The sequence below is a fragment of the Bradyrhizobium sp. CSS354 genome (genome assembly GCF_029051725.1).
Lineage (GTDB): Bacteria > Pseudomonadota > Alphaproteobacteria > Rhizobiales > Xanthobacteraceae > Bradyrhizobium.
Genome location: NZ_JAACFU010000004.1, coordinates 1 through 12,692, shown reverse-complemented (window position 1 = coordinate 12,692; position 12,692 = coordinate 1). Strand labels below are relative to the sequence as shown.

The 12,692-nt window shown below is 64.9% G+C and carries 18 protein-coding genes; 5 read left to right on the top strand and 13 right to left on the bottom strand.

The annotated features are described in order from the left end of the window. Window positions 1-34: 34 nt before the first annotated feature. From GWG67_RS10075 to GWG67_RS10060, 4 genes are all read right to left on the bottom strand, one after another. Window positions 35-637, bottom strand: a complete 603-nt coding sequence (locus GWG67_RS10075; protein ID WP_275169185.1) for an MSMEG_1061 family FMN-dependent PPOX-type flavoprotein — start codon at window positions 635-637, stop codon at window positions 35-37. 50 nt (window positions 638-687) lie between these two features. Further along, a complete protein-coding gene (locus tag GWG67_RS10070; protein ID WP_275169183.1) occupies window positions 688-1,104 on the bottom strand; it encodes a DoxX family protein in 417 nt (138 codons plus the stop codon). Window positions 1,105-1,145: 41 nt separating this feature from the next. After that, a complete protein-coding gene (locus GWG67_RS10065; RefSeq protein ID WP_275169181.1) occupies window positions 1,146-1,490 on the bottom strand; it encodes a hypothetical protein in 345 nt (114 codons plus the stop codon). 143 nt (window positions 1,491-1,633) lie between these two features. Next, window positions 1,634-2,725: an alpha/beta fold hydrolase gene (locus GWG67_RS10060; protein ID WP_275169179.1), complete on the bottom strand. Its 1,092-nt coding sequence runs from the start codon at window positions 2,723-2,725 to the stop codon at window positions 1,634-1,636. Between the two features lie 125 nt (window positions 2,726-2,850). Here GWG67_RS10060 and GWG67_RS10055 point away from each other — a divergent pair, with 125 nt between their 5' ends. Continuing rightward, window positions 2,851-3,117 (top strand): DUF2277 domain-containing protein, encoded by a 267-nt coding sequence (locus tag GWG67_RS10055; protein WP_211400432.1) that lies wholly within the window; start codon window positions 2,851-2,853, stop codon window positions 3,115-3,117. 96 nt (window positions 3,118-3,213) lie between these two features. After that, window positions 3,214-3,429, top strand: coding sequence for a hypothetical protein (locus GWG67_RS10050; RefSeq protein ID WP_007613682.1), 216 nt, complete (start codon window positions 3,214-3,216; stop codon window positions 3,427-3,429). A 9-nt stretch (window positions 3,430-3,438) separates the two neighbouring features. Here the strand turns inward: GWG67_RS10050 and GWG67_RS10045 are convergent, their stop codons facing one another. The 3 genes from GWG67_RS10045 to GWG67_RS10035 form a co-directional block, all read right to left on the bottom strand. Further along, window positions 3,439-3,951, bottom strand: coding sequence for a collagen-like protein (locus GWG67_RS10045; RefSeq protein WP_275169177.1), 513 nt, complete (start codon window positions 3,949-3,951; stop codon window positions 3,439-3,441). Window positions 3,952-4,064: 113 nt separating this feature from the next. Then, on the bottom strand, window positions 4,065-4,313 hold the full coding sequence (locus GWG67_RS10040) for a helix-turn-helix domain-containing protein (RefSeq protein WP_018454141.1): 249 nt from the start codon (window positions 4,311-4,313) through the stop codon (window positions 4,065-4,067). A gap of 222 nt (window positions 4,314-4,535) precedes the next feature. Further along, entirely contained in the window at window positions 4,536-5,303 is a 768-nt protein-coding gene (locus GWG67_RS10035) for an SDR family NAD(P)-dependent oxidoreductase (protein ID WP_275169175.1), read from the bottom strand. Between the two features lie 111 nt (window positions 5,304-5,414). Here GWG67_RS10035 and GWG67_RS10030 point away from each other — a divergent pair, with 111 nt between their 5' ends. Beyond that, window positions 5,415-5,900 (top strand): J domain-containing protein, encoded by a 486-nt coding sequence (locus GWG67_RS10030; RefSeq protein ID WP_275169174.1) that lies wholly within the window; start codon window positions 5,415-5,417, stop codon window positions 5,898-5,900. A gap of 4 nt (window positions 5,901-5,904) precedes the next feature. Here the strand turns inward: GWG67_RS10030 and GWG67_RS10025 are convergent, their stop codons facing one another. The 3 genes from GWG67_RS10025 to GWG67_RS10015 form a co-directional block, all read right to left on the bottom strand. Continuing rightward, on the bottom strand, window positions 5,905-6,540 hold the full coding sequence (locus tag GWG67_RS10025; protein ID WP_275169172.1) for a hypothetical protein: 636 nt from the start codon (window positions 6,538-6,540) through the stop codon (window positions 5,905-5,907). Window positions 6,541-6,784: 244 nt separating this feature from the next. Continuing rightward, a complete protein-coding gene (locus tag GWG67_RS10020) occupies window positions 6,785-7,045 on the bottom strand; it encodes a hypothetical protein (RefSeq protein ID WP_275169170.1) in 261 nt (86 codons plus the stop codon). 151 nt (window positions 7,046-7,196) lie between these two features. After that, window positions 7,197-7,583: a RidA family protein gene (locus GWG67_RS10015; RefSeq protein ID WP_275169169.1), complete on the bottom strand. Its 387-nt coding sequence runs from the start codon at window positions 7,581-7,583 to the stop codon at window positions 7,197-7,199. Window positions 7,584-8,035: 452 nt separating this feature from the next. Here GWG67_RS10015 and GWG67_RS10010 point away from each other — a divergent pair, with 452 nt between their 5' ends. Further along, window positions 8,036-8,470: a hypothetical protein gene (locus tag GWG67_RS10010; RefSeq protein ID WP_027519692.1), complete on the top strand. Its 435-nt coding sequence runs from the start codon at window positions 8,036-8,038 to the stop codon at window positions 8,468-8,470. Between the two features lie 129 nt (window positions 8,471-8,599). On the opposite strand, the gene GWG67_RS10005 is transcribed toward GWG67_RS10010, so the two are convergent. Continuing rightward, entirely contained in the window at window positions 8,600-9,292 is a 693-nt protein-coding gene (locus tag GWG67_RS10005) for a glutathione S-transferase family protein (RefSeq protein WP_275169168.1), read from the bottom strand. 154 nt (window positions 9,293-9,446) lie between these two features. On the opposite strand from GWG67_RS10005, the gene GWG67_RS10000 reads away from it, so the two are divergent. Then, window positions 9,447-11,030, top strand: a complete 1,584-nt coding sequence (locus GWG67_RS10000; protein WP_275169166.1) for an outer membrane protein — start codon at window positions 9,447-9,449, stop codon at window positions 11,028-11,030. Between the two features lie 120 nt (window positions 11,031-11,150). Here the strand turns inward: GWG67_RS10000 and GWG67_RS09995 are convergent, their stop codons facing one another. Further along, a complete protein-coding gene (locus tag GWG67_RS09995) occupies window positions 11,151-11,801 on the bottom strand; it encodes a glutathione S-transferase family protein (RefSeq protein WP_275169164.1) in 651 nt (216 codons plus the stop codon). 381 nt (window positions 11,802-12,182) lie between these two features. Next, window positions 12,183-12,686, bottom strand: coding sequence for a mismatch-specific DNA-glycosylase (locus GWG67_RS09990; RefSeq protein ID WP_275169685.1), 504 nt, complete (start codon window positions 12,684-12,686; stop codon window positions 12,183-12,185). Between the last annotated feature and the right edge of the window lie 6 nt (window positions 12,687-12,692).

Below are 12,692 nucleotides of genomic sequence, written 5' to 3'. Positions count from 1 at the left end.
GCGCACCAGGCCGGGACGACAGCCTGGACGCCAGCTACAACTGCGTCTTGTAGAGCTCTTCCACGATCTCCTGACTCTGCGGCTCACCAAGGCCGGTCTGCTCGTGGACCACCTCGACGATGCTCGGCATCACCGAGCGCGGCACCTTGTCAGATGACCACAGCTTCGAGCGCATGAGGGCCTTGCCGCAGTGGAAATAGACTTCGCTGACGGCGACGTTCAGCACCGCGCGCGGTGCCTTGCCAAACTCAACCATCGAGGCGAGCAGGTCCGGATCGGCCGACAGCGTGCCGCGGCCGCCGACGCGCAGCGTCTCGTCGAATCCAGGGACGAAGAACAACAGATGCAAGAAGCCCGAGCCCTCGACGACATTCCGGAAACTGTCGATCCGGTTGTTGCCGGAGCGATCGGGCATCAGCAGCTGGTTGGGGCCGGCGACATGGACGAAGCCGACGCCGCCGCCGCGTGGTGAGGCATCGACGCTGCCGTCCGCTCCCGATGTCGCGAGCACGCAGAACGGCGACATCTCGATGAATTTCTTCGCATGCGTGTCGACCGCGGGACGCGCTTTCGCGATCACGCGTGGGCTCGGCTGGGCATAGATGGTGGCGAGGTCTTCGGCGCAAAGATCAGTCACGAAGGTCTCCCTGATTGGATGCCCGAGAATATCATCTCCCGGCCCGATCGCTATCCCCCTTTGTCGCGCCGCCACGGCCAGCCGATCACGCCAGCGCAATAGAGAGCCCACCAGATCAGGACCGGCTGAAGCGCCAGCCGCGGCCCGTGGTAGAGCCAGCTGTTGGGGACGGGCGGAAGGTCGATGCCCTCCAAGGCATGCTTGATGTTTGCTGGCCACACGAAAAGCGAATAGAGCGCCAGCGCAACGCCCGCCCACCAGCGCAGCGGCTTCGTCACCAGCGCAACCGCGCCTGCGATCTCGCAGACGCCAGTGATGAGGATGGCCTGTGTTGCAAACGGGACCCAGGCCGGCGTGATCGCAAGCAACTTTTCGGGAACCCGGAGATGCGCGATGCCAGCCGCGATGTAAAACGCTGCCAGCACAAAGCGCATCACAGCGCGTGTTCTGTCGTTCGCAGGAGCCATCGGTCGAACTAGCACGCGCGGCGCCGAGGCGCTATCGCGCGCTACACCGCGTCCGCCGGCACAAAGCAACTGATGATGATGGCGCCGCGGTGACGGACGTACCACACCACGGCCTGGCCGACCGGATTGCCGCGGTCGCGGATGATGGCGCGCTCGGGCACCTCCATCCATTGTCCCTCGATCGGCACCCAATAGGCGCCACTGCGCACGTCGTACTCCGTGCGATGGCCGTCGGAGACGTCGCAGCAGGGCACGCCGTTCGGTGCGATCACGCTCTTGAACCAGGCGCGGACGTCGGGGGGGACGTGATCATATTGCCCGTTGTCGAACGCGAACGCGGCGCTCGTCAGCGCGGTCAGCCAAACGCACAGTACGAGCCTGTGCATGCGATCCTCCTCATCGCGTGTCGTGCCATACGCGTGATTGTCTCACGCGTCGATTCGTACATCGATGCGATTAAGCCCGAGCCGCCGGCGTAATGCATGCTCAAATAATATGCGGGGTAGACGGCCGGTGATGCGATGCAAAATCAGCGGCGCGCAGATTCGATCGTTTGCTGCGGCGCGGCTTGCAGAAATTGTTGGACCTGCTCCCTGTAGAATTTTGCGTTCCCGGTGGTGCCGTGACCGCGCGTCTCGGTGCTGGCCGGGATGAGATACAGCTTGCCGTTCTTGACCCGCGTCATCGCGGCGTCCGTGATGCCGGTCTCGGGCGGGTTGCGTTCGTCGTCCGCGGAATTGATCAGCAGCAGCGACGCTTCGATGGCCTCCAGCTTCTCGCCGGCATTGTAGTCATGCGAGGACTCCCACTGGTAGACGAAGTCGTTGGCATCCGCCGTGATCGGCATGGCCAGCCGCTCGTCGACGATCTTGTCGGCCTTGGCCGCCGTCGGCGCCTGCGATTGATAGGCCAGCGTTCCGCCGATGCTCGCGATGCCGTAGGCGGTGATGGCGTATTTCATCAGGCGCGGCTGACTGGTGTAATTGCCGCCATTGTAGTCGGGATCGCTGCGGATGGTGTCGAGCATGATCCGCCGCAGCATCCAGTTGCGCGACGCCATCTCGGTCGGCTGCGAGGCCATCGGGATCAGCGCGTCCATCGCCTTCGGATATTTCTCGCCCCATAGCCAGGTGTGCATGCCGCCCATCGAATTGCCGATGACGAGCCGCAGGTGCTTGATGCCGAGCCCTTCCGTCACCAGGCGATACTGGGCTTCGACCATGTCGTCGTAATTGTATTTCGGGAAGCTCGTCTTCATCCCGTCGGACGGCTTTGACGATTTGCCATGGCCGACATTGTCGGGAATGATGATGTAGTATTTGGACGCATCGAGTGGCTGTCCCGCGCCGAACAGCTCGCCGGCAAAGGCTGATGACAGCATGCTCGCGCCCGAGCCGCCGGTGCCGTGCAGCACCAGGACCGGCTGGCCGCTGGGCTCACCCACGGTGGTGTAGTGCAGCTTCAGCTCCGGCATGGTCTCGCCGGTGTGGAACTTGAAATCCCTGACAACCCAGTCGCCCTGTTTCGGCGCCGGATAATCGGCCGCCCATGCGGCTGTCGAGATGGCCGACAACGAGACGGACAACAGGATGGCTGACAGTGCCGCGCAAGAAGCTTTCATGTGTATTCCCCCCGTGCGGCTCTGGTCGGCGGCCGCGTTGCGGCGGAACTTAGCAGAACTGCCCGGAAGGATGTAGGATTTCGTTTTCGCCGGTCGTCCTTGAGGGAAAGGTCAGGAGAGACTGCATGTGCCGCAACATCAAGACGCTGTTCAACTTCGAGCCGGAAGCGACGGAGGATGAGATCCACGCCAGCGCGCTCCAGTTCGTTCGCAAACTGTCCGGCTTCAACAAGCCGTCGCAGGCCAACGAGGCGGCCTTCGATCGTGCGGTGGCGGAGGTCTCGGAGGCTGCGCGAAGACTGCTGACGTCGCTGCACACCCATGCCCCGGCACGCGACCGTGAGGTCGAGGCGGAAAAGGCCAAGGAACGTTCGCGGCTGCGCTTCGGTTAGGCGGCTCGCGCGTCCGTTCCGTGACTTGGCTCACGGTGAAAGCGGTCTCAACGCGCGATGATGTTCGCCGGGCTTTTGACACCCCGGAGCACGACCATGAGCCGCCCCCTTCTTCCGCTGAAAGCAGGTGCCATCGTTTTCACGCTGCTGTGGACCGCGTGGATGACGTGGTGGAGCGGCTCGTTCTCGAGCGCGAGCGTCGTGATCCTGGCCTTGTGCGGCGCAGCGGTCGGCTATCTGTGGTACCGCGCCATGCGCTGGCAGTTCGAGCGCATGGGCATGCTGCCGCGACGCGAGAACGGGACGAAATAGATTCGTCTGTCAGTCCTTGCCGTGCTTCTTCTTTTTCTTCTTTTTCCTGTGATCACCTTCGCTGTCCTCGTCCTCGTCACCGAGGGGCGCATCGTCGGTCTCCTGCACGGCTGCCTCGAGCGCCTCGCGCTCGGCGGCTTCATGCTCGCGCTGGCGGCGGCGCTCGTCCCAGGCATCGAACAGCTGATCGAGCCACGGCAACACCTGCTCGATCGACGGCAATGGGCCGGGCGGACCGGGCTCGCCACGCGGGCCCTGCGGCCCCGCCGGCCCTTGCGGTCCGACAGGTCCCTGTGCACCGGCCACCCCGCGCGGTCCGGCTTCGCCCTGCTTGCCTTGCGGACCGGGCTTGCCCAGCGGTCCGGCCTTCCCGACCGGACCCGGCTTGCCCTGCGGACCCGGCTTGCCGCGCGCGCCATCCGGCCCGCGCTTGCCTGGATGACCCTGCGGTCCCGGCCGCCCCGGTTCGCCCTGCCGTCCGCGCGGTCCCTGAGGTCCCTGCCGTTTTTGTTCGTCTGCCACGCCACTGCTCCCTTGACCGGAAGCAAGCTAATTAGCGGCGTTTGAAGACAGCAGCAATTCCGCCCGGGCTCGCGCCTGGGCGTGATCAACACCAATCGGCGGCACGTCGCGCCCTAGTCGTGATAGGCGGGGACCTCGATGCCGGAGGCGGCATAGAGCCTGATCTTGTTGCGCAGCGTGCGCACCGAGAGGCCGAGCACGCGCGACGCGCGCGTGCGATTGCCGTCGCAGCGCGCGAGCGTCTGGAGCACGAGCTCACGCTCGACCTCGTCGACGGTCGCGCCGATCAGCAGCGGAACGATCTGGTTCGGTGAAAGGACATACGCGCCCGGTTCGGACGCAGCGACATGAACAGTGGTCATCGACACACTCCCCGATCAACGCCCGCTTCCGTCTTTGGAAGCGGATCGAGAACAAACGACCCCCAAGCCGTAAATCTACGGTGGGCGGGTTTGGTTAACGAAAGGTTAACCGCGGGGCGATCGCACCAATTGACCTTGGGAATGCCGCCGCACCGCCGCGATTGGCACGGACTGCATATTTCTGCGAGCATATTCCGCATTACAAAGCAGGCATCATCTCGCTCACACCGTCCGGTATCCGCCGTCCACCATCACGATCGTTCCCGTGACGTAAGCCGACATGTCCGACGCAAGGAAGATCGCTGGACCCACGATGTCCTCGGGCTTGCCGGTGCGCGCCAGCGGGGTGTGATCGACGAAAGCCTGCACCAGCGCCGGATTGGTCGCGCGCACATTGGCGTTGATGTTGGTCTCGATGAAGCCCGGCCCGATCGCATTGACGCGCACGCCCTCCTTGCCGAGCTCGACCGCGAGCGCCTTGGTGAAGCCGAGCACCCCGTGTTTCGAAGTGGTGTAGGCCGCCGAACTCGGCGTGCGCAGATGCACGAAGGACTGGATCGAGCCGATATTGACGATGCGGCCCTTGGCTGCGCGCAACGGGCTGAGGAACGCCTGCGTCATGTTGAAGACGCCGTTGAGGTTGAGCGCGATGATGTCGTTCCAGTCCTTTGCCACTGTCTCCGGCTCGGCGGTGAAGGCGTTGCGGCGGGTAATGCCGGCATTGTTGACGAGGATCGAGACCTGTCCGATCTTGTCGGCGACCTGCTTGGCGAGCGAAAAGCAGTCGTCGCGTTTGGTCACGTCGAGGGCGAAGCTCTCGGCCTTGCCGCCGGACTTGCGGATCTCCTCGGCGGCTTCCGCGACCGTGTCGGCGTTGACGTCGAGCAGCACCACTTGCGCGCCCTCGCGGGCGTAGCCGGCCGCGATGGCCCGCCCGATGCCCGAACCGGCGCCCGTGACGATCGCGATGTGGTTTGCGAGCAATGCCATGACAATTTCCTCCCGATTTCTTTTCGAAGTTTCATGAAAGGCTAACTCGAAATTAAGGGGTCGGAAACGGCGGCCTTGGCATACTGGTCTTGATTGCTAAACGTTGCGCGCATGATGGAACGGCTTGAATCCTGGAAACTGGCACTCGAACGCCTGCGGTCGGCGGACGGCGCCGATTGGGCCGAGGCGGGCCGGGTCGTGGCCGAGATCGCGCGGATGAGCACCGATACCATGCTGCGTCAGGCGGCCGAGCAGGCGCTTCCGGTGCTGCGCCAGGCCGTGGACAATGACGATCACAGCGTCACGGTGGCGGCCCGCCGCCGTCTCGGTGTGGTGCTCGACGTCATTCATGATCTGACCGCGCCGCGCTTCGGTCGCCGCAATGCTGCGCCGAAAAAATTGTCCAGCGAGGATCGCGCCCGCAAGGTGCTCGGCCTGCCGCTCGCGGTGCAGCTCACCTGCGAGGACATCAACCAGGCCTATCGCCGCGCGGCCAAGGGCATGCACCCCGACCAGGGCGGCAGCGCGCAAGCATTCATCGACCTCGCCGCCGCGCGCGATGTCCTGATCCATCCCCGCGCCTACAAGGACGCGTGAGGGCTCAGCTCTTACTCGTGCAGCTCGGATAGGGCGCGGCTTCGCCTGCTACGATCGGGCAGAGCTCGATGGGGCTGAGCGCGCGCAAACGCGCCTGCCAGCGGTCGTCGTTCACCGGCGGCTCGTCGGTTTCGGGGCCGCGCTCGGCCCACTGGATCGTGTAGTAGTCGCTCGTGCCCTTGAGCGTGACCAGGAGTGCGGTCTCGCTGTGCCGGGTCGGGCCGCTGTCGACGCGGCCGCAGCCGATCACGGCGACGAAACCTTCGAAGCGGCCGAACGTGGTGGCGCCGAGCGGCCTTGCCGCGAAGCTGTCGGGGCAGGCGGATTTGAAACCGCTTGCGATCGAGCCCGCGAATTTCTCCGGCGATGAACCTGGAGTGAGCGTCATGCCCTTCTCGCCGGTCACGGTGATCATCTCGGTCCAGCGTTCGGGCGTCTCGCCCTTCAGCACGGCCTCGCGGATGTAGTGGACGCCCTTGGTGTTCTCGAACACCACGGAAAAATTCGAAGGCATCGCGAAGCTGACCAACTGGCCGAACACCGGCGAGATCACGCGGAAGGATTGCGGGGCCTGCGCGTGCGCCGTTGCAGCGAGCAGGAGCGATACGGCGAGAATGGTTGCTGTCGCCGGTGCGCGCATCGATGGCTCCAAGGCCAGGGGGTGAAAGAACGAGCGGGCAAAAACAAGCAGGCAAGGATGCTGGTTGGCGCGGGACGCTTGGGGGTGCACCCGGGAAAGATGTGAGTAGGTCCGCCAACCGGCCAGGTTCAAAGCGCGTGCGCGGAATTGCGTGATTTCGCCCGGAAAGCCAGTGGTCCGTCCAAAAGAAAAGGACGGACCGCTCGCGCGATCCGCCCCTTCAAATCCGATCTGTCGCGTCAGCTTACAGGGTGCAGCGGCGCTCCGCGCGCAGCTTGATCTGGAGCTCCGAGGCGGCCGTGAAGGTCGGGAGCGGTTTGCTGACGACCTTGTAGGTCGACACGCCCCACTGGAACGGCTTGTACTTCAGGTCCTCGTTCCAGATCTGGCAGATGCCGGTGTTGTCCCAGCGGATCACGTAATAGCCGACCGCGGCAGAGGCCGGCACGGCGAACACGGAGGTGGCGATGCCGGCAACGGCACAGAGGGCGAGAACGCGACGCATGAAATATCTCCTGATGGGAACGTGAGACGGAAACTGGTGCGGCAAAATGGTGCGGCTGGCAAGCGGGGCGGCGACCGTTCACGGACATGTCAGCCGTTCGTCGGCTGTTCGAATGACCCTTATGCCTTGACTGTCGCCTGACTATCACACGTCACCCCTTCGCCAGCGACGCCACCGCCTCGATCTCGATCAGCATCTTCGGATCGGGCAGCGCGTGGACCACGCAGGTGGTGCGGGCGGGGTAGGGCGGCGGGCCGAAGGCGCCGGCGTAGAGTGCGTTCATGGCGGCGACGTCGGAGGCGCGGGTCAGCAGCACGTTGACCTTGACGAGATCGCGGATCTCGGCGCCGGCCTCCGCCAGCACGCGCTTGATGTTGACGACGACATTGGCGAACTGCGCCTCGAAGCCTTCGGGCAGCGCGCCGCTCGCGTCGAAGCCCGGAATGCCGGAGACGAACAGGAGATCGCCGGCGCGCGTGGCAAAGGACAGCGGCGGCGCCTTGACGTGCGGCGGGGGCGCGAAATGCTGGATCGGCATGAGGTCACCTCGAATGGACGGCTGGGAGCGCAAGCCTAGCGGCAGCTCGGGGCGCCTCCAACAAAAAACGCGAAAACAACCCTATGCACAGTAGGCATCCGGCGGAAATCATTGATGTTTCTTTTTGACTTCGGGAAAAGCAAAATAATTGTTGCTCCGTCGGGCAAAACAAGGGCAGAATGGCATGATGGCGGGTAAGCGTCTTGTCGCGCCAAACTCCGCCGTCATGCACCGGCTCGACCGGGGCATCCAGTACGCCGCGGCTTCTCGGTTCACCATCGCCCTCTCTGGAATACTGGATCGCCCGGTTAAACCGGGCGATGACAGTTGAATGCGCTGCTGCACCTCGCGCCTCAATGCCGCCCCCATCATGTTGCCGCCGCGATGCATCGGATACATTCGCTGCGTCTGATTCGTTTCCCTCGTTGAAGAATAGCCCCCGGAGACCCCCAATGAAGTTCGCATCCACCCTTCGCGCCGCGCTGGTCGGCATTGCCGCGCTCGCCGGCCTCTCGACCTCGGCGCTGGCCGACGGCGGCACCGTGGTGCTGACGATCTACAAGGCGGGCTGGATCATCGGCGGCTCCGGCGGCTCCGGCGTGCTGAACTTCCGCGGCCGCGCCTATTCGCTCTCGACCGGCGGTCTCGACTACGGCCTCGTCTTCGGCGGCTCCAAGACCGTGCTGCGCGGCCGCGTCTCCAACATCAACCGGCCCTCCGACATCGCCGGCGTCTACGGCGCCGCCGGTGCCGGCATCGCAGTGGGCCGCGGCGCGCGTGCGATCGTGCTGACCAACCAGAAGGGCGCCGTGCTCGAGCTTTCCGGCACGCAGGTCGGCCTGATGGCGAATGCGGATCTGAGCGGCCTTGCGATCACGATGCGGTAGGGGCGATGCCGTAGGACTTGGTGCCGTAGGGTGGGCAAAGCGCGCAGGCGCCGTGCCCACCACGGTGTCAGCGGCATACGAAAAGTTGGTGGGCACGCTTCGCTTTGCCCACCCTACGAGACCTGCGGACTACGCGCTCACCATCGCATGCACCCTCTCGCAATGCGCGACGAGATTTGCGTGCGCATCGACGAAGGTTTTCAGCGGCGTCGGGATCGGGAAGTAATAGATGTTGGCGATGAAGCCGTAGATGCCGGCATCGATGCTAGCAGGCGCCGCGCCGTGGACGAAGCCGGCCGCCGGCACGATCTCCGCCAGCACCTGCAGATCGGCGAGCCCCCGCGCATAGGCCTGCTCGGGCGAGTAGCGGCCGATGCCCTGGAAATGATAGCGCTGCGCATTATACGCCTTCGCCTTCTCGAACCCGGCCGCGTCGATCTGCGGATGTTGCGCGATGAAGGCGTCGCGGAACGCGGGATAATAACACTCGTCCTTCCAGCGCGAATACGACATCACCCAATAGAGGTCGTCGAGCATGCGCGTGACGAAGTGATTGGTGCGGCGCTGCTCCGGTGAAAGCCCCGCGTCGATTGTCAGGCGGTATTTCGCGGTCGCGTGCGCGATGATGGTCTCGCTGTCGCCGATCGTCTCGCCGTCATCCACGATATAGGGCAGCTGCCCGCGCGGCGCGGCGGAGGCATCGAACACATGCTCATGCACGAACGGTGCGCAAGCGAGTTTCAGGAGGGCATAGACCTTGAGGCCGTAGCCGTTGTTGTCGGCGACGCCGAACAGGTCTGGATAGGAATAGAGGGTCAGCATGGGACGCTCCTCAAGCTGAAGTCGTATCGCCGCAGTGACGCCCTTGCAACAGTCTCGCGCTTTGTGCGCCGCCTCCTTCGATCGGAGGACGATAGGCGTCGCCCGTTCGCAGTATGGAATCGCTCGACATTCCTGCAGGGATCCAAGGCCCGACATGCGACGTTCATCGACCCGCCGAGTGATTGCCGCCCTGTGCTGTGGCACGGTATTTTTGGCCGGACTGGCTCTCGTCGCACCGGCGAAGGCCGCAGACATCGTGCCGGGACCGTACACGAAGGCGCCGCCGCTCGTGGCCTCGTCATGGACCGGATTCTACGCCGGGCTCGGTCTCGGCTTTCGATCGACCAGTGCCGATCTCACCACCACGTCGGTGCTGCAAGACGGCGTTGCCCGCGACCTGACGCGAGCCGTGCTCACCCAGCCGTTCGACGGCACCGGCTTTCGCGTCAATCCCTATGCCGGCTTCAACTGGCAGGTCGCACCTAGCTGGGTCGTCGGCGTCGAAGGCGATATCGGCTTCGGTGACAAGACCACGGCACTCCCCGGGTTTCGCGCCTCGCCCTGGGCCGGCTCGTCCACCTTTGGGGTCGACAGCCTGTCGGTCAAAGCGGGCTGGGATGCGACCTTGCGCGGCCGCGCCGGCTATCTGCTGACGCCGGCGACGCTGATCTATGCCACCGGCGGCCTCGCCTGGCAGCACTATGACGTCTCCCTGGTCTGCGTCAGCGCCAGCTGTGCCAGCAACGGCCTGGCACCCAAGCTGATCTCGAATTCCGCAACCAGTACCGGCTGGACGTTGGGTGCGGGGATCGAGACCGCGCTGTGGGGCAATTGGCTCGTGCGCGCCGAATATCGCTACGCGGATTTCGGCGCTGCGCCTTTCAATTTCACGCGCACGGCGACTGCAGGCCCGGCGCTCACGGTCGACAATTTCGACGCGAGCTTGCGGACGCACACCGCAAGCGTCGGCCTCGCCTGGAAGTTCGGCGAGCCCGTCATCGGCGGCCGTTCGCATCCGCTGGCCGCGCAGGCCGCGATCCTGCCGTCCTGGACCGGCGCGTATGTGGGCTTGGGTCTAGGTGCGCGCGCCACGCGCACCGATCTCATCACGACGTCCGAATCGCGTGCCGGCTTCCCCGAGGATCTGACGCGTCGCGCCACCATTCGCCCGATGGACAACACCGCGTTCCGCGTCAACCCCTATGCCGGCTATCTCTGGCAGTTCGCCCCGCAATGGGCCGCGGGCGTCGAAGGCGATTTTGGTTTTGCCGACAGCATCACCACGCGCGAAGGCTTCACCACCATATCGCTCGCCGACTCCCAGTCGCGCGGCGAGAGCCTGGCGATTCGCAGCAAATGGGACGCCAGCGTGCGGGGCCGGCTCGGCTATCTCTTGACACCGCAGACGCTGCTCTACGCGACCGGCGGCGTGGCCTGGCAGAACTATGAGCTGACCTCGACCTGCGTCAGCGTCGTCTGCGGCCTTTTCGGGTTGACGCCGGCGATCATCACGGGGGCGACCACAAAAGCAGGGTGGACGGCCGGCGGCGGCATCGAAACCGCGCTCTTCGGCCACTGGGTGGCGCGCGCCGAATATCGTTATGCCGACTACGGCAGTTCGTCCTTCACCTTCGCCAGATCCGCCACCGACGCCGGGCGCAATCCGTCCGCCAGCACCTACGACGTCGCGATGCGGACGCATCTGGCGACGTTCGGGGTGACGTATCGGTTTCAGTGAGTGGGAGCGTAGCGACGGTCTCGTAGCCCGCAGGGAGCAGAGCGGAATGCGGGGCGGTGGTCCCCGATTGCGCTTCCGCTTCGCTCTCCGAGCTACGGCCGACAAGCCGCTCCATCCGGGTTACGAAGCCGGCGCAGCCTTGAACACCGCCAATTGCGCATCGAATGCCCGCCTGAACGCCGGCCGCGCTTCGCCGCGGGCGACATAGGCGGCGATATCTGGATACGCATCCAGCAGACCCGATGCGTTCAACCGGCGCAGCACCGTCACCATCATGAGATCGCCGGCGCTGAACGCGCGGTCGAGCCAGTCGGCATCGCCGAGGCGGCGGGACAATTCGCCGAGCCTGACACGGACGCGATCCTGCAGCATCGGCAGTCGCTCCGCGTACCAGCCCTTGTCGCGCTCGAACAGCATGGCCATCCCGAGCTCGACGATCGGCGGCTCCAGCGTGCTCAGCGCGGCAAACATCCACGTGATCGCGCGGGCCCTGGCGTTCGGCTCGGTCGGCAGCAGCCCGGCACGGCGCTCCGCGATATGGAGCACGATGGCGCCGGATTCGAACAGGGCGAGGTCGCCGTCCTCGTAGGTTGGGATCTGCCCGAACGGATGCAGCGCAAGATGCGCGGGCTCTTTCATCGCGGCGAACGAAACCAGACGGACATCATAAGTTTGGCCGACTTCCTCCAGCGCCCAGCGCACCCGCATGTCGCGCGCTTGTCCCTTGCCGCGGTCGGGCGAGTTTGCGAAGGCGGTGATGGTGGGAGGCATCGGGAGATCTCCATTCGTCGTCATTGCGAGCGCAGCGAAGCAATCCAGACTGCCGACGCGGAGACAGTCTGGATTGCTTCGTCGCAAGCGCTCCTCGCAATGACGGGGATGCGGCAGCGCCGCTCGGGTTTCGTAGTTTGCGTGCGGAGGACGAATGACGCGGGCGGATTCCGACAGCTTACCCGCGTCCATTTTGGCGGTATCGTGTTGCCCAATCCACAGTGTCGTCCCGGCGAAGGCCGGGACCCATACCGCGTAATTTGTCGGTTGCGGGTAGTTCACAATACCGAGCGACCAGTTATCGCAAAACGTCTTCTGAGGGTATGGGTCCCGGCCTTCGCCGGGACGACGGCTGAGTGTTGGCGATATCCCCAACCTGCCTTACGAACCGATCCACGCCGCCAACTCCCGCCACGGCTCCAGCGTCCAATGCCCGGACGCCGCCCCGGACGGCGAAGGCAGCACGAACACCTCGGGCAAACTCTCCACGCGCGGCTGCCGCCCCAGCGCAATCCCGCTCGTCGGCCTGCCGTAAAACAAGCTCGCCGCCTTCTTGCTCGTGAACGCAATTGTCCTCGGCCGATACTTCTTGATCTTGGCCCTGAACGCAGGCACGTCGACCGTCTCAGCCGCGATCTGGTGATCCATCCCGGCGCTCGACTTGGAAAGATCGGTGAAGCCGATCCCAAGCTCGAGCAAGCTTGCGAACTCGCCCGGCTGATAGCGCCGCAGCGTGATGCCGGCCTCATGGATCGCGCGCCAGAAGCGGTTGCCGGGATGGGCGTAGTAGTGCCCGAGCTCGGCCGATCGAGTAGAGGCGGCGGTGCCGACGAAGACGAGGCGGAGGTTGGGGTGGAGGAGGTCGGGGAGGCGGTGGAGGGTGATCTCGGG

Bases quoted from the DNA above. Each gene is read 5' to 3' on its own strand.
- GWG67_RS10070 (WP_275169183.1), bottom strand. From the start codon at position 1,104: ATGGCTCCTGCGAACGACAGAACACGCGCTGTGATGCGCTTTGTGCTG.
- GWG67_RS10065 (WP_275169181.1), bottom strand. From the start codon at position 1,490: ATGCACAGGCTCGTACTGTGCGTTTGGCTGACCGCGCTGACGAGCGCC.
- GWG67_RS10060 (WP_275169179.1), bottom strand. From the start codon at position 2,725: ATGAAAGCTTCTTGCGCGGCACTGTCAGCCATCCTGTTGTCCGTCTCG.
- GWG67_RS10055 (WP_211400432.1), top strand. From the start codon at position 2,851: ATGTGCCGCAACATCAAGACGCTGTTCAACTTCGAGCCGGAAGCGACG.
- GWG67_RS10050 (WP_007613682.1), top strand. From the start codon at position 3,214: ATGAGCCGCCCCCTTCTTCCGCTGAAAGCAGGTGCCATCGTTTTCACG.
- GWG67_RS10040 (WP_018454141.1), bottom strand. From the start codon at position 4,313: ATGACCACTGTTCATGTCGCTGCGTCCGAACCGGGCGCGTATGTCCTT.
- GWG67_RS10035 (WP_275169175.1), bottom strand. From the start codon at position 5,303: ATGGCATTGCTCGCAAACCACATCGCGATCGTCACGGGCGCCGGTTCG.
- GWG67_RS10030 (WP_275169174.1), top strand. From the start codon at position 5,415: ATGATGGAACGGCTTGAATCCTGGAAACTGGCACTCGAACGCCTGCGG.
- GWG67_RS10025 (WP_275169172.1), bottom strand. From the start codon at position 6,540: ATGCGCGCACCGGCGACAGCAACCATTCTCGCCGTATCGCTCCTGCTC.
- GWG67_RS10020 (WP_275169170.1), bottom strand. From the start codon at position 7,045: ATGCGTCGCGTTCTCGCCCTCTGTGCCGTTGCCGGCATCGCCACCTCC.
- GWG67_RS10015 (WP_275169169.1), bottom strand. From the start codon at position 7,583: ATGCCGATCCAGCATTTCGCGCCCCCGCCGCACGTCAAGGCGCCGCCG.
- GWG67_RS10010 (WP_027519692.1), top strand. From the start codon at position 8,036: ATGAAGTTCGCATCCACCCTTCGCGCCGCGCTGGTCGGCATTGCCGCG.
- GWG67_RS10005 (WP_275169168.1), bottom strand. From the start codon at position 9,292: ATGCTGACCCTCTATTCCTATCCAGACCTGTTCGGCGTCGCCGACAAC.
- GWG67_RS10000 (WP_275169166.1), top strand. From the start codon at position 9,447: ATGCGACGTTCATCGACCCGCCGAGTGATTGCCGCCCTGTGCTGTGGC.
- GWG67_RS09995 (WP_275169164.1), bottom strand. From the start codon at position 11,801: ATGCCTCCCACCATCACCGCCTTCGCAAACTCGCCCGACCGCGGCAAG.